17 protein-coding genes are annotated in these 16,922 nt (G+C 68.2%); 11 read left to right on the forward strand and 6 right to left on the reverse strand.

Annotated features, from left to right (window positions below):
• Window positions 1-3: 3 nt before the first annotated feature.
• Both AC5Y6Y_RS06485 and AC5Y6Y_RS06490 read right to left on the reverse strand, forming a co-directional pair.
• Window positions 4-864, reverse strand: coding sequence for an LLM class F420-dependent oxidoreductase (locus AC5Y6Y_RS06485; RefSeq protein WP_473139297.1), 861 nt, complete (start codon window positions 862-864; stop codon window positions 4-6).
• Window positions 865-872: 8 nt separating this feature from the next.
• The gene (locus tag AC5Y6Y_RS06490; RefSeq protein WP_473139296.1) at window positions 873-1,724 is read right to left on the reverse strand and encodes an LLM class F420-dependent oxidoreductase; all 852 of its coding nucleotides are present in this window, start codon (window positions 1,722-1,724) and stop codon (window positions 873-875) included.
• Window positions 1,725-1,969: 245 nt separating this feature from the next.
• Here AC5Y6Y_RS06490 and infA point away from each other — a divergent pair, with 245 nt between their 5' ends.
• The 8 genes from infA to truA all read left to right on the forward strand — a co-directional run bounded on the left by infA (window position 1,970) and on the right by truA (window position 6,529).
• Entirely contained in the window at window positions 1,970-2,191 is a 222-nt protein-coding gene (gene infA / locus AC5Y6Y_RS06495; RefSeq protein WP_003418601.1) for a translation initiation factor IF-1, read from the forward strand.
• Between the two features lie 51 nt (window positions 2,192-2,242).
• Window positions 2,243-2,356: a 50S ribosomal protein L36 gene (rpmJ, locus tag AC5Y6Y_RS06500; protein WP_003886927.1), complete on the forward strand. Its 114-nt coding sequence runs from the start codon at window positions 2,243-2,245 to the stop codon at window positions 2,354-2,356.
• A gap of 161 nt (window positions 2,357-2,517) precedes the next feature.
• Window positions 2,518-2,892, forward strand: coding sequence for a 30S ribosomal protein S13 (gene rpsM, locus AC5Y6Y_RS06505; protein ID WP_463825874.1), 375 nt, complete (start codon window positions 2,518-2,520; stop codon window positions 2,890-2,892).
• A 6-nt stretch (window positions 2,893-2,898) separates the two neighbouring features.
• Window positions 2,899-3,315, forward strand: coding sequence for a 30S ribosomal protein S11 (gene rpsK / locus AC5Y6Y_RS06510; protein ID WP_463825875.1), 417 nt, complete (start codon window positions 2,899-2,901; stop codon window positions 3,313-3,315).
• A gap of 6 nt (window positions 3,316-3,321) precedes the next feature.
• The gene (gene rpsD, locus AC5Y6Y_RS06515; RefSeq protein ID WP_463825876.1) at window positions 3,322-3,927 is read left to right on the forward strand and encodes a 30S ribosomal protein S4; all 606 of its coding nucleotides are present in this window, start codon (window positions 3,322-3,324) and stop codon (window positions 3,925-3,927) included.
• A gap of 85 nt (window positions 3,928-4,012) precedes the next feature.
• Window positions 4,013-5,056, forward strand: a complete 1,044-nt coding sequence (locus AC5Y6Y_RS06520; RefSeq protein ID WP_055579866.1) for a DNA-directed RNA polymerase subunit alpha — start codon at window positions 4,013-4,015, stop codon at window positions 5,054-5,056.
• A gap of 59 nt (window positions 5,057-5,115) precedes the next feature.
• Entirely contained in the window at window positions 5,116-5,691 is a 576-nt protein-coding gene (rplQ, locus tag AC5Y6Y_RS06525; RefSeq protein WP_473139295.1) for a 50S ribosomal protein L17, read from the forward strand.
• Complete coding sequence (gene truA, locus AC5Y6Y_RS06530; protein ID WP_473139294.1) at window positions 5,597-6,529, forward strand: tRNA pseudouridine(38-40) synthase TruA; 933 nt, start codon at window positions 5,597-5,599, stop codon at window positions 6,527-6,529. Before rplQ ends, truA begins: the two co-directional genes overlap by 95 nt.
• Here truA and AC5Y6Y_RS06535 read toward each other — a convergent pair.
• Both AC5Y6Y_RS06535 and AC5Y6Y_RS06540 read right to left on the reverse strand, forming a co-directional pair.
• Window positions 6,526-7,119 carry a cutinase family protein gene (locus tag AC5Y6Y_RS06535; RefSeq protein WP_463825879.1) on the reverse strand — a complete coding sequence of 198 codons (594 nt, stop codon included), beginning with the start codon at window positions 7,117-7,119 and terminating at the stop codon, window positions 6,526-6,528. The two genes, truA and AC5Y6Y_RS06535, sit on opposite strands and share 4 nt — an antisense overlap.
• Window positions 7,120-7,150: 31 nt before the next feature.
• On the reverse strand, window positions 7,151-7,993 hold the full coding sequence (locus AC5Y6Y_RS06540; RefSeq protein ID WP_473139293.1) for a cutinase family protein: 843 nt from the start codon (window positions 7,991-7,993) through the stop codon (window positions 7,151-7,153).
• 119 nt (window positions 7,994-8,112) lie between these two features.
• On the opposite strand from AC5Y6Y_RS06540, the gene eccB reads away from it, so the two are divergent.
• On the forward strand, window positions 8,113-9,510 hold the full coding sequence (gene eccB / locus AC5Y6Y_RS06545) for a type VII secretion protein EccB (protein WP_473139292.1): 1,398 nt from the start codon (window positions 8,113-8,115) through the stop codon (window positions 9,508-9,510).
• Here eccB and mycP read toward each other — a convergent pair.
• Both mycP and eccD read right to left on the reverse strand, forming a co-directional pair.
• Entirely contained in the window at window positions 9,472-10,767 is a 1,296-nt protein-coding gene (mycP, locus tag AC5Y6Y_RS06550) for a type VII secretion-associated serine protease mycosin (RefSeq protein ID WP_473139497.1), read from the reverse strand. The two genes, eccB and mycP, sit on opposite strands and share 39 nt — an antisense overlap.
• A gap of 14 nt (window positions 10,768-10,781) precedes the next feature.
• Complete coding sequence (gene eccD, locus AC5Y6Y_RS06555) at window positions 10,782-12,083, reverse strand: type VII secretion integral membrane protein EccD (RefSeq protein ID WP_473139291.1); 1,302 nt, start codon at window positions 12,081-12,083, stop codon at window positions 10,782-10,784.
• Window positions 12,084-12,176: 93 nt separating this feature from the next.
• On the opposite strand from eccD, the gene eccCb reads away from it, so the two are divergent.
• Both eccCb and AC5Y6Y_RS06565 read left to right on the forward strand, forming a co-directional pair.
• Window positions 12,177-15,677: a type VII secretion protein EccCb gene (eccCb, locus tag AC5Y6Y_RS06560; RefSeq protein WP_499917862.1), complete on the forward strand. Its 3,501-nt coding sequence runs from the start codon at window positions 12,177-12,179 to the stop codon at window positions 15,675-15,677.
• Window positions 15,674-16,873 (forward strand): type VII secretion-associated protein, encoded by a 1,200-nt coding sequence (locus tag AC5Y6Y_RS06565; RefSeq protein ID WP_473139789.1) that lies wholly within the window; start codon window positions 15,674-15,676, stop codon window positions 16,871-16,873. The genes eccCb and AC5Y6Y_RS06565 overlap by 4 nt, the downstream gene beginning before the upstream one ends.
• Window positions 16,874-16,922 lie beyond the last annotated feature (49 nt).

The raw sequence follows: 16,922 nt of genomic DNA on the forward strand, positions 1-16,922 counted from the left end.
ACCCTAATGGGTGAGGCTCAGCGCTCCAGCCAGTTCGTCGAGGACCGGTATCAGCTGCTCGGGACGCGAGGCACCCAGGACCTGGACCGCGACGTGGTCGGCACCGGCGTCGATGTGCTCGTTGAGGCGCCGCGCGATCGCGTCGGGGGTGCCGTAGGCGACCAGCGCGTCGATCAGCCGGTCGCTACCAGGCTTGCGCACGTCGTCCTCGGTGAAGCCCAGCCGCAACCAGTTGTTCACGTAGTTGCTCAGGCCGAGGTAGAAGTCGACGAACTTGCGGCCCACCGCGCGGGCCTCGGCCGCGTCGGTGGTGAGGACGACCTTGTGCTCCGGCGCCAGAAATACGGTGTTGCCCACCAGATGCCGTGCCTTGCCGGTGTGTTCAGGCGTTGTCAGGTACGGATGCGCACCCGCGCTGCGTGCGGCGGCCAGTTCCAGCACCCGCGGGCCGAGCGCCGCAAGCACCCTGCGACTCGTCGGCACCAGCGCATTGTCCAGCGCGTCGAGGTAGGACACCAGCGCGTCATACGGCTTCTGGTACTGCTCGGTGTGTTCGGGATGACCCACTCCGACCCCGAGCAGGAACCGACCTGGATAGGCGGATTCGATGCGCTGATAGGACGCCGCGACCTCGGCGGCCGGCGCCGTCCACACATTCACGATCCCGGTGGCCAGCTGCAGCGAACTGGTCTCGGCCAGCGCGGGTTCGACCCAGGCCAGGTCGGCGTCCGGGGAAGCGCCGATCCACGCCCCGCCGTAGCCGAGGGATTCGATCTGGGCCGCCAACTCCGGTTCCAGGGACCGGGAGCCCAGCCATACGCCGAACCGCCCCAAATCAGGTTTGAGTGAAACTGAGCCAGTCATCTAGCCCCCTATACCCGTTCGAGCCCGAGCGCCCCGGCCAATTCGGCCAGGGCCGGGACAAGGTTCTCATTCCGGGTCAGAACCTGGACGGGGACGTGGTCGGCACCGGCGTCGAGGTGCTCGCGCAGCCGGCCAGCGATCGCATCGGTGGTCCCGTACGCGACCACCGCGTCCACCAGCCGGTCGCTGCCCGGCTTGGCGACATCGTCGTCGGTGAAACCGAGTCGCTTCCAGCTGTTCAGGTAGTTGGCGAGATTGAGATAGATCTCGAGGGCCTTGCGTCCCACCGCTCGCGCTTTCTCGGCGTCGGTGGTGAGGATGACTTTGTGTTCGGGCGCCAAGAACGCCGACGGCCCGATCAGCTCGCGCGCCCGCGCGGTGTGTTCGGGCGTGGTCAGGTACGGGTGTGCCCCGGCGCTGCGCTGCGCGGAAAGCTTGAGCACCCGCGGACCCAGTGCGGCCACCACGCGGCGGTGCGCAGGCACGCCGTGCTCGTCGAGCTGATCCAGATACTCGGTCAGCGCGTCGTACGGCTTGCGGTATTGCGCGTGTGCCTCGGGATGGCCGACACCGATGCCCAGCAGGAACCGGCCCGGGTAGGCCTTGTCGATCCGGTGAAACGATTTGGCAACCGGTCCGGCCGGCGCAGTCCAGATGTTGACGATGCCGGTGGCCACCTGCAGGGTGCTGGTCGCCGCCAGGATCGGTTCCACCCAGTCCAGTTCGGCGGGCGGAGAGCCGCCCACCCAGACCGCGCCGTAGCCCAACGCTTCGATCTCCCTGGCTTGCTGCGGCGTGACGCCGCGTCCGAACGATCCGAATCGGGACAGGTCGGGTTTGCTCTGAGCTGAATCCGTCATGACGGGTCCAACCTGTGCGCTGACCGGCCCTATTCCGGGTTCGGGCGCTGATCTGCAGCGTTTTGCGTCGGGGGCGGCGAAGCGGGTATCGTGGACCAACGGTGCGGCGTCCGTGCCGACTCTTGGCGTGCCCTATCTGAAATTTCTTCCAGGAATTTCCATCATCGGTTCACGTTTTGCAGTTCGGACGAATGCTGCGCCCAACCAGGTGCACGGAACCAAAAGTAGAGGATCGTCAAAGCGTAATGGCCAAGAAGGACGGTGCCATAGAGGTCGAGGGTCGCGTGGTCGAACCCCTGCCGAATGCGATGTTTCGCATCGAGCTGGAGAACGGCCACAAGGTGCTCGCCCACATCAGCGGCAAGATGCGGCAGCACTACATTCGTATCCTGCCCGAGGACCGGGTGGTGGTGGAGTTGTCTCCCTACGACCTGTCCCGTGGCCGCATTGTGTACCGGTACAAGTAGCGCACTGACATTGAATAGCAAGCCCAGAGGAAGAACAGGACCGAGACTGCCGTGAAGGTGAACCCGAGCGTCAAGCCGATCTGTGACAAGTGCAGGGTGATCCGTCGGCACGGACGGGTCATGGTGATCTGCCAGGACCCGCGCCACAAGCAGAGACAAGGTTAGTCAGGGCTTCGGCCCAACAACTGAATGCAGACCTCCCAGTTCCACTGAGCGGATAGGCCGTTCAACACGTCCGGACGGAGGCCGGACCCCGTCGCCCAGAACCTTCTGGGCAGGGAACGGACTGGGAAAAGACCTCCGCTGAGAAAGAGGAAACGCCACCTATGGCTCGACTAGTAGGCGTCGATCTGCCGCGCGACAAGCGCATGGAGATCGCGCTGACCTACATCTTCGGTGTGGGTCGCACCCGCTCGAACGAGATCCTTGCTGCCACCGGCATTGACAAGGACCTGCGCACCCGAGACCTCACCGACGACCAGCTGACCCAGTTGCGCGACTACATCGAAGCCAACCTGAAGGTGGAGGGTGACCTGCGCCGCGAGGTGCAGGCCGACATTCGCCGCAAGATCGAGATCGGTTGCTACCAGGGCCTGCGGCACCGTCGCGGCCTACCGGTGCGCGGCCAGCGGACCAAGACCAACGCGCGGACCCGCAAAGGCCCCAAGCGCACCATCGCCGGCAAGAAGAAGGCCAGGTAACCCCGAATGCCACCAGCAAAGAAGGCAGCCGCAGGCCCGAAGAAGGGGCAGAAGACCCGTCGTCGGGAAAAGAAGAACATCCCGCACGGTGCCGCCCACATCAAGAGCACGTTCAACAACACGATCGTGACCATCACCGACCCGCAGGGCAATGTGATCGCGTGGGCCTCGTCGGGTCACGTCGGTTTCAAGGGCTCGCGTAAGTCGACTCCGTTCGCCGCTCAGCTGGCCGCGGAGAACGCCGCGCGCAAGGCCCAGGAGCACGGCGTCAAGAAGGTCGACGTCTTCGTGAAGGGCCCGGGATCGGGCCGCGAGACCGCCATCCGGTCGTTGCAGGCCGCCGGCCTCGAGGTAGGCGCGATCTCCGACGTCACCCCCCAGCCGCACAACGGCTGCCGCCCGCCCAAGCGCAGAAGGGTCTAGAAAACCATGGCACGTTACACCGGACCCATCACGCGCAAGTCGCGCCGGTTGGGCACCGACCTCGTCGGCGGCGACCAGTCCTACGAGAAGCGTCCCTACCCGCCCGGCCAGCACGGCCGCGCGCGGGTCAAGGAAAGCGAATACCGTCAGCAGCTGCAGGAGAAGCAGAAGGCCCGCTTCACCTACGGCGTGATGGAGAAGCAGTTCCGCCGCTACTACGAAGAGGCGACCCGGCATTCCGGCAAGACCGGTGAGGAACTGCTGAAGATCCTGGAGAGTCGGCTCGACAACGTCGTGTACCGCGCCGGGCTGGCCCGGACCCGGCGGATGGCCCGTCAGCTGGTCACCCATGGCCACTTCACGGTCAACGGTGTACGCGTCGACGTGCCCAGCTATCGGGTGTCGCAGTACGACATCATCGATGTGCGGGACCAGTCGGTGAACACGGTGCCGTTCCAGATCGCGCGGGAGACCGCGGGCGACCGGCCCATCCCGAGCTGGCTGCAGGTGGTGGGGGAGCGGCAGCGCATCCTGATCCACCAGCTGCCCGACCGTGCGCAGATCGACGTCCCGCTCGCCGAGCAGCTGATCGTCGAGTACTACTCGAAGTAGCGAGAGACTTCTGGTTCGGCAGCCGCCGGAACGGAACCCAAACGGCATCAAATAGCGGGTGCCGAGAAGGAGATAGAGAAACACCATGCTGATTTCTCAGCGCCCCACCCTGTCCGAGGACATCCTCACCGACAGCCGGTCCCAGTTCGTCATCGAACCGCTGGAGCCGGGTTTCGGTTACACCCTTGGCAATTCGCTGCGTCGTACGCTGCTGTCGTCGATTCCCGGCGCGGCCGTCACCAGCATTCGCATCGACGGTGTGCTGCACGAGTTCACCACCGTGCCCGGAGTCAAGGAAGACGTCACCGACATCATCCTGAACCTCAAGAGCCTGGTCGTCTCGTCCGAAGAGGACGAGCCGGTCACCATGTACCTGCGCAAGCAGGGCCCGGGTGAGGTCACTGCCGGCGACATCGTGCCGCCGGCCGGCGTCACCGTGCACAACCCGTCGATGCACATCGCCACCCTGAACGACAAGGGCAAGCTGGAGGTCGAGCTCGTCGTCGAGCGCGGCCGCGGCTACGTGCCGGCCGTGCAGAACCGCGCCTCGGGTGCCGAAATCGGCCGTATCCCCGTCGATTCCATCTACTCACCGGTGCTCAAGGTGACCTACAAGGTGGACGCCACCCGTGTCGAGCAGCGCACCGACTTCGACAAGCTGATCCTCGACGTGGAGACCAAGAGCTCGATCACCCCGCGTGACGCGCTGGCCTCGGCCGGTAAGACGCTGGTCGAACTGTTCGGTCTGGCACGCGAACTCAACGTCGAGGCCGAGGGCATCGAGATCGGGCCGTCGCCGGCCGAGGCCGACCACATCGCGTCGTTCGCGCTGCCCATCGACGATCTGGATCTGACCGTGCGGTCCTACAACTGCCTCAAGCGCGAAGGCGTGCACACCGTCGGCGAATTGGTCTCGCGCACCGAGTCCGACCTGCTCGACATCCGCAACTTCGGTCAGAAGTCCATCGACGAGGTGAAGGTCAAGCTCCACCAGCTGGGCCTCTCACTCAAGGACAGCCCGCCGAGCTTCGATCCGTCCGAGGTCGCCGGGTACGACGTCGCCACCGGCACCTGGTCCACCGAGGGTGCCTACGACGACCAGGACTACGCGGAAACCGAACAGCTCTAACTCAATCTCGTCCCGGTCCTACCTGATACGGGGGCCGGCCCCACCTAGGAGAAGTCGCAATGCCCAAGCCCACCAAGGGTCCTCGTCTCGGCGGGTCGTCCTCGCACCAGAAGGCGATTCTGGCCAACCTGGCCACGTCGTTGTTCGAGCACGGCCGGATCAAGACCACCGAGGCCAAGGCGCGGGCGCTGCGACCCTACGCGGAGAAGCTGGTCACCCACGCCAAGAAAGGCACGCTGCACAATCGGCGTGAGGTGATGAAGAAGATCCGCGATAAGGATGTGGTGCACACGCTGTTCGCCGAGATCGGCCCGTTCTTCTCCGACCGCGACGGCGGTTACACCCGCATCATCAAGGTCGAGCCGCGCAAGGGCGACAACGCACCGATGGCTGTGATCGAGCTGGTGCGGGAGAAGACGGTGACCTCGGAGGCCGACCGGGCGCGCCGGGTCAAGGCGTCCAAGAAATCCGAGGCACCCGAGGCGGCGGCCGCGGCACCGCAGGCTGCGGTGGAGCCGGAGGCAGTGGACTCCTCGGCCGATGAGGCTGCCGCGGAGACCGAGGACGCACCCGAAACCGCGGCCGTGGCGCCGCAGGGCGGGCTCGAGGAATCCGAAGAGGCTCCCGAGAATTAGTGGGCTCGTCCGTCTGAGGCTCGATATCGCCTATGACGGAACCGATTTCGCGGGCTGGGCGGCACAGGCGGGTCAGCGCACGGTCGCCGGCGTCCTTGACGACGCGCTGACGACCGTGTTCCGCACGCCGGTGCGGTTGCGTGCTGCCGGGCGCACCGACGCCGGGGTGCACGCGGCCGGACAGGTCGCCCATGTGGACGTGCCTGCGGACGCGGTGCCCAACGCCTACTCGCGAACCGCTCCGTCCGGGGACCCGGAGTTCCGGGCATTGGTGCGGCGGCTGGGCCGGTTCCTGCCCGCCGACGTACGCGTGCTCGAAATAGCCCGTGCGCCGGCAGGTTTCGATGCCCGGTTCTCGGCGCTGCGGCGCCACTACGTCTACCGGTTGTCGACGGCGGTCTACGGTGTGGTGCCACAGCAGGCGCGTTTCATCACCGCCTGGCCACGCGATCTGGACATCGACGCGATGGCCGTCGCCTCGCGAGGCCTGTTGGGGTTGCACGACTTTGCCGCATTCTGCCGGCGCCGCGAAGGCGCGACGACGATCCGGGAACTGCAGCGGCTGGACTGGACGCGGGCTGGGGATCTGGTCACCGCGCGGGTCAGCGCGGACGCCTTCTGCTGGTCGATGGTGCGCTCATTGGTGGGGGCGCTACTGGCGGTGGGCGAGCACCGACGAAATCCCGACTGGTGCGTCGAAATGCTCACTGCGACAAGTAGATCCAGCGATTTCGCGGCGGCACCGCCACAGGGCCTGACCCTGGTGCAGGTGGACTATCCACCCGCCGACCAACTCGCGGCGCGGACGCTGATCACCCGCGATCTGCGGTCCAGCTAGAGTTTCCCGGCCACAAACGCGGCAGCCTGATCGATGAGTCCGGAGCTGAGGTAGGAGGGCTGCAGGTGCGCCGGCCAGCTGGTGCCTCTGCCGCAGATGGGGTCGCCCGGCGCGCACTGGTCGATCGTCTTGGCGGCGTAGGCGGGGGCGATTCCCCGGGTGCCGTTGCCGAACAACGCGACCGCCGCCACGTGCTGGTCCATGCCCGGCGCCATCCGGCAGCACGTCGCGACATCGGCCACCTCCGCGCCCAGCGAATAACCGCCAAGCACCTCACGGGTGTTGGGGCAACTCTTGGCCATCGACTGCACGTGACCGCTCATGTCGTTGGCGCCGCTGTCGACGCTGATGTTGGCGGGATAGTTCACCCCGTAGACACCGATCGACTTACTCGTCTTGGAACGTAGCGAACTGACGAGAGCATCGCCGATCTGACCGACCCCCGGCGGCTCTTCGCGTCCCCGGGCGAAGACGACCTCGGCGTCCGGACAACCTGCCGCCACGGCAGGAGTCGCGGCGAGCACGGACGCGAACGGGAGCAGTGCAACAGCTACAAAGACGGCCAACCGGCCGATCGACACACGCCTCATGATCCGATGCTACGGATACTTCGGCAGTGGGTCAGTGGACCTGTATGCCGGTCCCGGGCGAACTCACGATAGAACCGGGCGCAGGTGCTACCGGGACGGGCGACGGGACTGTGCTCGGTGATCCTGGCACCAGCGGTGCGGGGGAGGCGGGAAACAACGGGCTGTTGCCCGGGAGCTGGCTGGGCAGGTGCGGCGTGGTCCCCGCCATCAGCTTGTTCGCCACGAAGGAGGCAGCCAGGGTCGTGTAGGTCGGGACATAGCCCTCGGTGTGCCCGGTCCACTCGTTTCCGGCCCCGGCGTGGCAGATCGGGTCGATCGGGTTGCAGTAGTCGACGGCCTTGGCGCCCAGCAGCGGGCTCAGCGTCGGCAACGATCCACCGGACCGGTCGGCGACGTCGCCGAAGGTGACCACGGCCGCGACGTTGGCGGCGTACTCAGGCGGCAGCGCACTGCCCCAACTGATGCCACCGATCGGCACGCCGGCGACGATGTCCATCACCGATGCGCCCTGCGAATAGCCACCCAGCACGATCTTGGTGCTCGGGCAGGACGACGCCGTCGACTTGACGTGCGAAATCACGTCGTTAGCGCCGTCGCCACCGTGTAGCTGCAACTTGCTGGCGGCGTAGTTGACGCCGTAGGTGCGGATGTTCAGGCCGCTGGTCTGCTGACGCAACGATTGCACGAATGCATCACCCACCCGGCCCATGCCGACCGGCTCGTTGGTTCCCCTGGCGAAAACCACCTCGGCGTCCGGGCAGTCGGCCGCCGCGGCCACCGGAACCGTCGCAGCAGGAGAGACGAGTGTCGCGGCGATCAATGCGCCGACGCCCACTCCGGCCTGACCGGCTGAGCGGAGGAATTCCTGAAGCACGCCGAAATTTTACCCGCAGCCGGGTCGGGCAAAACCCTCGTGGGTGTGGATGAACGGCGTCGGCCTACCGGTCCGCGACCTAACGTAGACGGCGATTCGGCAACATTCCGGGAGATCAAGTGCCGCCCCAAGCGTCGACCTGGCTGCACGCCAGCGGCCACCGATTCCTGCTGCGTCGCATCGAATGCGCGTTGCTGGGCAGGGATCCGCGGTTGGTCGGCGGGCCGCCGCGCGCCCAGGCCGCTGCGTTGGCGGGTGGCTGCGCGCTGGCCGTTGTCGCGGTTGTGGTTTGCGCAAGTCTGGCTTTGCTACGGCCGCAGGTCGACCTCGGGGACGCTCGAATCGCGATGGGCAGGACGTCCGGTGCGTTGTATGTGCGGGTCGGCGACACCTGGCATCCGGTGCTGAACCTGGCCTCGGCGCGGTTGATCGCGGCAGTGGACGCCAATCCGACGCCGGTGCCGGAGTCTGCCCTGATCGCTGTCAAACATGGTGCGCTGCTGGGCATTCCAGGTGCGCCGCAGATGTTGACGCCGCCGCTGTCGCCGGACGAGTCGGTCTGGACCGTCTGTGACAGTGACGATGCTGCGACTACGACGGTGTTGGTCGGCCCGGTACCGGCATCGGCACCGCGCCGCCTGGAACCTGACCGGGCCGTGCTGGCGACGGCTGGGTCGGATTCGCCGGTATATCTGCTCTACCGTGGACGTCGCGCGGTGGTGGACCTGGCTGACCCCGCGGTGCTGCGTGCTGCGGGACTGTCCGGCCAAGCTCCGCGCCGGGTTTCACCGCTTTTGCTCAATGCCATCCTGGAGGTGCCGCCCATCGCCGTCCCGCGGATCCGCCGTGCGGGCGGGCCCGCCGGGTCCTGGCTGCCGGGATTCGCGGTGGGAAGTGTGTTGCGGATCACGCGCGCCTCGGGTGACGAGCATTACGTCGTGCTCGACGCGGGAGTCCAGCGAATCGGTCGTTTCACCGCGGACCTGCTGCGGTTCAGCGATTCGCAGGGCACCGCGGGGGTGATCGCGGTGGCCCCCGATGTGATCCGGGCGGCTCCGCTGGTGCACACGCTGCCCGTGGCCGGCTTTCCTGACGAGACACCGCACCTCTCCGGCGACACCACGGTGTGCGCAACATGGCAGCCTGCGCGTTCGGGTTCAGCCGACAGCACCGTGCTGACCGGCAGCGGTCTGCCGCCGGGTCGTGCGGTCAGCCTGGCGCAGGCCGACGGCCGCGGGCCCGCAGTCGACGCCGTCCGGATTCCGCCCGGCCGCACCGCGTACGCAGTCGGGCAGGTCCTCGGCGGGAGCGGGCCGGCCTACGGCACCCGCTACCTGGTGACCGATACCGGAGTGCGGTTTGCGATCCACGACGACGATGCCGCTCGTGCCCTCGGGCTGCCGGCGACCGCTGCACCCGCGCCGTGGCCGGTGCTGGCGGCCCTGCCGGGCGGACCGGAACTGAGCAGAGAGCAGGCGTCAGTGGCGCGTGACACCATCGGCACGGGCGCGCCGTAGCCGGCCGGTCACCACCGTCACCAACACCGCTAGGAGACAGGCCGCCGCGCCGCCGAACGCGGTGGTGCGGGGACGGCTGTCCGACGGTTGCCGGGTTTGGATAGCTGGTAGGTCGATGTGTGTCGGTGCCGTGCCGGCGGTCGGTGGGGTGGCGGCGGTGCTGATCGCGGCCAGGGCGTCGACAGTGCCGTGACCGACCAGCGGATCCCAGCCGGCGGGTGGATGATGTGCCGTCGACTCGATGCGTTGCATGACCTGGCGTGCGGTCATCGTCGGGAACCGGGCCCGGATCAGCGCGGCCACCCCGCTGACCACTGGCGCGGCATAGCTGGTACCCGACAGCGGCGCGGCGTTGGTGCTGTTCACCAGCCCGTCGGTGACCGGACTCAACGAGGTGACGCCCTCGCCCGTCGCCGCGACATCGACCCAGGGCCCGGCCAGGGTGAACGACGACGGCGCGCCCTGGGAGTTCACCGAGCCGACCGTCAGTACGTATTCGTCGTACCAGGCCGGACTGACCACCACCGCCACGGTGTCCCGGGTGGCACCGGGGGGTTGCGGTGGGCACTGGGCCGGTCCGCCGCTGTTACCTGCCGCCGCGACAACGACCGCGTTCTTGACGTCCACCGCATAGGCCAGGGCCGCCCCCAGTGCGCGGTCGTCGATCTTGTCCGCGGCGGCCACGCATGCGACCGACGAGATGTTGATGACCGAGGCGCCCAGGTCGGCGGCCGTCCGCACGGCCTTCGCCAGGGTCTGGACGTCGCCGACGCCCTGCCGCGACCGGTCGCCGACCGCAGCGAACTTGGAACTGGACTGTCGGATGCTGATCAGCGTGACATCGGGCGCGATGCCGCTGAACGTATCTGCCTTATCTGTTGTGGCAGCGATGATTCCGGCCACCAGCGTGCCGTGTGCGTCACAATCCTGGGTGCCGTCACCGAGGGACACGTAGTCACCGCCGGCCGCCAGATCCTTCAGGCGCGGGTGCCGCCGGACGCCGGTATCGATGACCGCGACGCGCTGCCCAGCGCCGCGGGTCAGTTGCCAGAGCTGGGGCAGGTCGAATCCGGTGAACTGGGTTGGCTGCTCAACCTCGCCCAGCGCGGCTACTTCGCACACCTCCCGCTGCACCGTACGCTGTGACGGCGCCGGCAATGCCGCAGTGGGCAGCCATTTTTCGTCGATCGGTGGCGGCGAGACCGCATATGCCGGAGCTATCTGATACGGCAGCGTCACTGCTGCCGCCAGCAGCAGACCCGGTAGGCGTTTCACGGGTGCAAGTTCAGGCCGCGCACAGTGCTGAACGCACCGCACGTCCAGCAGACCACCGGCACCACAGTGATCAACGCCAAGCAGCCCAGCGAGTCGACGATCCGCTGCGTCGCCGGAGACAGGCGGGTCCTGGGCGCGACGAGATCGAGGTAAATCGCCCCGGCGGTGAGGGTTGCGGTCAGCGCGGCGATCCACGGGCCGTGTGCCGGGGCGGCGATGGCCCAGATCGCGAAGGTGATTGTGAGAGTGGCGATTCCGGTGGCGGCGAACATCATCGCTCTGCTCCGGTCGGTCCGGGAGTGCCACAGCAGTACCGCACCGGTGACGACGGCCAGCATGACGGCGCGGTGGTCGGACAATGCTGCAAGCACGGCCGCGACGGCTGAGGCCGTCGCACACGCGCCGCGAATGCTGGTCAACCACTTGTCGGCGCGCAGCCCTTTATGGGCCAGCTCGGTCTCGCTGCACATTGGTGACAGACCCGTCAGCGCCATCGAGATCCGCGGTGCCATCTCGATCAGTCCCAGGCAGACCGGCACCATAATCGATCCGACAATGTGCGGTGGTGCGCCGCTGATCACCTCCGCCAGTGCGGCGACCGCGCCGACGACGGCACAGCACGCCAGGGCGGCCAATGTTACTGTCCCGCAGTGTGTTATCCGCATAGCCAGCACGGTGGCGGCAGCCGTCGTCATCGCGGCCAGCAACACGTTGGGGGCACCGGGTGGGCCCGGCACCGCAAGCAGACCGGCAACACCGGCGAAGATGGCGGCTACGAGCGAAAGCGCGAGTCCCGCGACCGGGTCGCCGAGACCCCGGTGCCCGACGCCGGCCGCCGCGAGGGCGCCGACTGCGGCGCCCCCGGCGACCACCGCGGCCGTACCCGCACCGGCCGGCGCCACGAATGCGTTTCGGACCAGCACCGCTGCGCCGACCGCGGTGAGACCGCCCGCCGCGACCGCGCCGGTGAGCCGGCCGGGTTCGCGGGACTGGGTCGCGGTGCCCAGCGCGGCTGCCACCGCAGCGGCGTCGTCGTCGCAACGACGCACGGGTGGCAGCGGGTCCACACGGCTCAGGATGAGCACGGCGCCATCTCGGATGCCGTTCTGCGCCAACGTAGTCGAGTTCGGCATCGACGCCCCGCCGATACAGGACAGGCGATGGCGGCCGCGCGGTGCGCCACCCAGGAGGTCGACGATCGGCGGTACGAGTTCGGCGACGGGCAGGGCGGTGGGCAGGGTCAGGTCGGTGCTGACACCTGCGCAATGAACGGTGACGCGACACAACGATTCCGGCATCTGTGCGACGTTAACCGGCTGCTGGGGCGGTGATCTCCGGTTGTCCACAGCCGACTTGTCGCACATTGCACCGGCCCCTAGCGTTGCCCGACTGTGACCGCGGTAATCGAAGTCACGGCACCGCCGGAGGTGCCGCGCTCGGGGTCGTCGAGCCCGCTCGCCCTGGTGGTGCCGATTGTCATGGCGATAGCGATGCTGGGTGTCACCGGCGCGGGATTCCTCACCGGGACGCCGACGGTACGCAATCCCACCTTCATCGCGTTCCCGGCGATGATGTCGGTCTCGCTTCTGGCGACCGCACTCACCGGCCGCAGCCGCCGGCGCGGCGCTGCGCTCAATGCCGAGCGCGATTGGTACTTCAGCTATCTGGGCGAACTACGTGACACGGTCACCCACACCGCTGCAGCACAACACCGCGCACTGATTTCCGCGCACCCCGACCCGGACACACTGTGGACACTGGTCGGCGGCCCGCGCATGTGGGTACCAGTGCAGCCGGAACTCTGCCACGTGCGAATTGGCATCGGTCAGGTGCCGCTGGCGACCCGGCTGGTGGCCGTGCCCGCCCCCGCCGCCTGCGATCCGGTCAGCGACGCTGCGCGACAACGGTTTCTGGGTGCTCACTCAACACTGGAAGCGCCCGTCGTGATAGCGCTGAACGGGAAAGTGACGATCGACGGTGACCCCGGCGAGGTGCGGGACCTGATCCGGGCAATCGTCTGCCGGCTGGCGGTGGCGCAGCCGCCCGGCCAGTTGCTGATCGCAGTGGCTTGTGACCGGAATCCGATCAACTGGGACTGGTTGAAATGGTTGCCGCACAATCGACGTCCAGCCGGTGCTGAGCAGTTGACGTTTGCGACAGTGGGTGAGGCCGGAACTGTCCTGGCTGCGGTCGGCATCCGGGCCGTTCTGGTTGTCGATAGCGCCGAGCCCGCCTCTTCGATCCCCGGGGTCATCCTTCTCGTGGTGGGGGCTGAGGCGACATCGCTGACGGTGCGGCATGGCGATCAGGCCGAGGCGCCACCTGCGCCGGACCGACTCGACGCCGGCGATGCCCTGGCGTGTGCTCGCCGGCTGGCCGCCTACGGGAACTCGGTACCGCGCGGTGACGATGACTGGGCGAGCCTGCTCGGCATCGACAACCTACGTTGTGCCGAACCGAAACTGAGGTGGCGCAATGGCGTTCAGCGTCGGCACCTGCGCGTCCCGATCGGCACCACGGCTGGCGGACAGCCCGTGCAGCTGGACATCAACGAGGCCGCCGAAGGCGGAATCGGCCCACACGGTCTCTGTGTCGGGGCCACCGGATCGGGCAAGTCCGAACTGTTGCGCACTGTCGCGTTGGGCATGATGGCCTGCAACCCACCTGACGTGCTCAACCTTCTCCTCATCGACTTCAAAGGTGGGGCAGCATTTCTCGACTTCGCCGGCTCGCCCCAGGTGGCTGCGGTGGTCACCAATCTGGCCGACGAAGCGCCGCTGGTGGCCCGGATGCGTGATGCGCTGGCGGGGGAGATGAACCGCCGCCAACAGCTGTTGCGCATGGCGGGAGCCGCGAGCATCACGGCCTACAACCAGGCGCCCAGCTCGGTGCCGTTGCCTGCCCTGTTCATCATCGTCGACGAGTTCTCCGAACTGCTCAGCCAACACCCGGATTTCGCCGACACCTTCGTCGCGATCGGCCGACTCGGCCGCTCCCTGGGAATGCACCTGCTGCTGGCCAGTCAGCGGCTCGACGAGGGTCGGCTGCGCGGCCTCGACGCACATCTCTCCTACCGGATCTGCCTCAAGACGCTGTCGGCCAGTGAATCACGGGCCGTGCTGGGGACCCTCGACGCCTACGAGCTGCCCGCCACCCCCGGCGTGGGGTTCCTGCGGGCGGGCAGTGCGGAGCCGGTCCGCTTCCGGGCGGCATATGTGTCCGGGCTGCTGAGGGCCGAACCGGTTGAGGCGCAGGCTGAAGTGCGCCGGTTCACTGCCGAACCGGTCGGCGCCGGGGCACCGTCCGTCGCGGCGCCGCAGCCCTCGGTGCTGCACTCCGTCTTGGACCGGTTGGCCGGGCACGGCCCGCCCGCGCATCAGGTGTGGTTGCCGCCGCTGAGCGTGGCGCCACCCCTGAGCGCGTTACTCGACGCGCACGCCGGTACGCGGCTCACCGTGCCCCTCGGTGTCGTCGACCGCCCGTACCAGCAGTGCCGCACCCCGCTCTTGGTCGATCTGTCCGGCGCCGCGGGCAACGTCGCTGTTGTCGGTGCGCCTCGCGCGGGCAAGTCCACGGCGCTGCGCACTTTGATCACCGCGCTGGCCGCCACCCACGAACCTGAGCAGGTGCAGTTCTACTGCATGGACTTTGGCGGCGGCACGCTGTCCGCGGTGGGCGACCTGCCACATGTGGGCGATCTGGCCGATCGCGCCGCGCCGCAGCTGGTTTGGCGCATGGTTGCTGAAATGGAGTCGGCGGTGCGGGCCCGGGAGGCACCCTGCGGTGCGCGCGGCAATGTGCGGCCGACCGACGCGGAGATCTTTCTGGTCATCGACGGCTGGGCCACGCTGTGCAGGCAGTTCGAGGGGATCGACGAGAAGGTCACCGCCATTGCAGGCCAAGGGCTCTCGTTCGGTGTGCACGTGGTGTTGTCGACGTCGCGGTGGGCGGACCTACGGCCGGCGTTGAAGGATCAGATCGGCACCCGCATCGAACTTCGGCTCGGCGATCCCGCAGACTCCGAAATCGACCGCGGACAGGCACGCCACGTGCCGCCCGACCGCCCCGGCCGCGGGCTGTCCCGGGACGGCAAGCACATGCTGATCGCGCTGCCGGACGGCGTCGGGTTGCGCCGCGGCGCCGGGGTTGCACCCCCGATACCGTTGCTGCCCGACCTGGTGGACTATCCCACCGTCATCGCCGCCTCGGACGAGAATGCGGTGCTGGGGATCGAAGAGCACCGATTACAGCCGCTGACAATCGATTTCGACACCAATCGGCACCTGCTGATACTGGGGGACAACGGCTGCGGCAAGACCGCGGCACTACGGGTGCTGTGCCGCGAAATCGTCCGAACCAACACCGCCGCCCAGGCGCGACTGTTCATCGTCGACTTCCGGCGAACCCTGCTCGGCCTGATCGATTCCGAACACCGTGGCGGGTACGCCATGTCACCGGCTGCACTGGGTTCGATGTTGCCGGAACTGGTCGCCACCCTGCGCGACCGGCGTCCCGGCGCCGATGTCACCGAGGCGCAACTGCGGGCCAGGGCGTGGTGGACGGGGTCCGACATCTATCTCGTCGTCGACGACTACGACCTGGCCGCGGGTTCGTTGTCGGCGCTGCTCGAATATCTGCCCTATGCAACGGATCTCGGATTGCATGTCATCGTGGCCAGACGCAGCGGGGGCGCGGCGCGCGCCCTGTTCGATCCGCTGCTCGCCGGCCTGCGCGACCTCGGGTGCCTCGGGATGCTGATGAGCGGCCAACCGGAGGAGGGACCACTACTCGGGTCGGGCCCGCCGGTGCCGCTGCCCCCGGGACGTGGCAGGCTGATCACCCGTCCCGGTGTCGAGCAGATGGTGCAGGTTGCCTGGAGTCCGCCCCCGTGACCGCACATCGCGCCGTCATCGAAGCCGGACCGACCGTCATCCGCCGATTATGCTGTGGCGCAGTCCAAGCCAGCGAGTCGTGGGTGGCCGCGGTCGAGGCGGTAGACGACGCGGTGACGCTGGTAGACGAGCAGCCGGTGGCCGTCGAGGTGCTGTGGAGCGAGGCGCTGCGCACGTTGGCCGCAGGGCATGACGACGGTGTGATCGTGGTGCATCCGTCGTGGTGGTCGGCGGCGCGCATCGGTGTGATCACCAGTGCCACAAAGGAGTTGAGCGGTGCGGTCACGCTGCGGCCGCGGTCGTGGTTGCTCGCGACGGCAACCGGTGACCAGCTGACTCATCCGGTATCGGTGGAGATCACCGGCCGGTTGGTGGCCGTGCTGGGTACCCAGGCTGTTGCGGTGGCACGCCGGGCGACACCGCAGCAGACAGTCGGGAAGGTCGTCGAGGCCGTGGTGGCGACGGGCACGGCGCCCGTTGTCATCGATGCCGCCGGCGGGGCCGACGGAGCGGCGCAACTCGCAACGCTGCTCGCCGAGGCGGTGCCCGGCGGCGAGCGGACGGTCCTGGTGATCGACGATGCGCGGCTCGCCAGACTCGCCCGGGCCGCTGCGTCCGTGCCGGCGGAGCCGCCTCCGGCGGCGGTGGTGGCCCGGCGGGGGTCGTCGGCGACTCGGCTCGCGGCGGCGGCGGTCGCTGTGACCGGGCTGGCCGTCCCGGCGCTGGCCGTTCCGAGGCCGGGCGGGGTACCCCTGGCGCGGCCGGCGCCGACGACGGTGCTGCTCGAAGGCCGGGTCGCGCTGACGGTGCCCGCCGACTGGGCTACGCAGCGGGTGGTCTCCGGTCCCGGATCGGCGCGGGTACAGATCACCTCGCCGACGGATCCGGAGGTGGCGTTGCACGTCACCCAGTCACCGACGCCCGGCGAGACACTCAGCGGTGCCGCCGAGACACTGCGCCGCGCGATCGACGCCGAACCGGCCGGCGTGTTCGTCGACTTCAACCCGGCCGGTAGCACCGCCGGTCGCCCGGCGGTGACCTACCGCGAGGTGCGGGCCGCTCATGACGTGCGGTGGACGGTGCTGCTCGACGGATCGGTCCGCATCAGCGTCGGGTGTCAGAGCCGGGCGCGGGACCCCGACGCGGTGCGCGATGCGTGCGAGCAGGCCGTGCGGTCGGCGCACGCGGTCGAATAAATACCGGGAACCGAAAGGGCTCGGCCGCAGTCGAACTAGATAGCGAAAG

This window comes from Mycobacterium sp. NGS24, from assembly GCF_059813065.1.

Coding starts and splice junctions, on each gene's coding strand:
- AC5Y6Y_RS06485 (WP_473139297.1), bottom strand. CDS start 864: ATGACTGGCTCAGTTTCACTCAAACCTGATTTGGGGCGGTTCGGCGTA.
- AC5Y6Y_RS06490 (WP_473139296.1), bottom strand. CDS start 1,724: ATGACGGATTCAGCTCAGAGCAAACCCGACCTGTCCCGATTCGGATCG.
- infA (WP_003418601.1), top strand. CDS start 1,970: ATGGCCAAGAAGGACGGTGCCATAGAGGTCGAGGGTCGCGTGGTCGAA.
- rpsM (WP_463825874.1), top strand. CDS start 2,518: ATGGCTCGACTAGTAGGCGTCGATCTGCCGCGCGACAAGCGCATGGAG.
- rpsK (WP_463825875.1), top strand. CDS start 2,899: ATGCCACCAGCAAAGAAGGCAGCCGCAGGCCCGAAGAAGGGGCAGAAG.
- rpsD (WP_463825876.1), top strand. CDS start 3,322: ATGGCACGTTACACCGGACCCATCACGCGCAAGTCGCGCCGGTTGGGC.
- AC5Y6Y_RS06520 (WP_055579866.1), top strand. CDS start 4,013: ATGCTGATTTCTCAGCGCCCCACCCTGTCCGAGGACATCCTCACCGAC.
- rplQ (WP_473139295.1), top strand. CDS start 5,116: ATGCCCAAGCCCACCAAGGGTCCTCGTCTCGGCGGGTCGTCCTCGCAC.
- truA (WP_473139294.1), top strand. CDS start 5,597: ATGAGGCTGCCGCGGAGACCGAGGACGCACCCGAAACCGCGGCCGTGG.
- AC5Y6Y_RS06535 (WP_463825879.1), bottom strand. CDS start 7,119: ATGAGGCGTGTGTCGATCGGCCGGTTGGCCGTCTTTGTAGCTGTTGCA.
- eccD (WP_473139291.1), bottom strand. CDS start 12,083: ATGCCGGAATCGTTGTGTCGCGTCACCGTTCATTGCGCAGGTGTCAGC.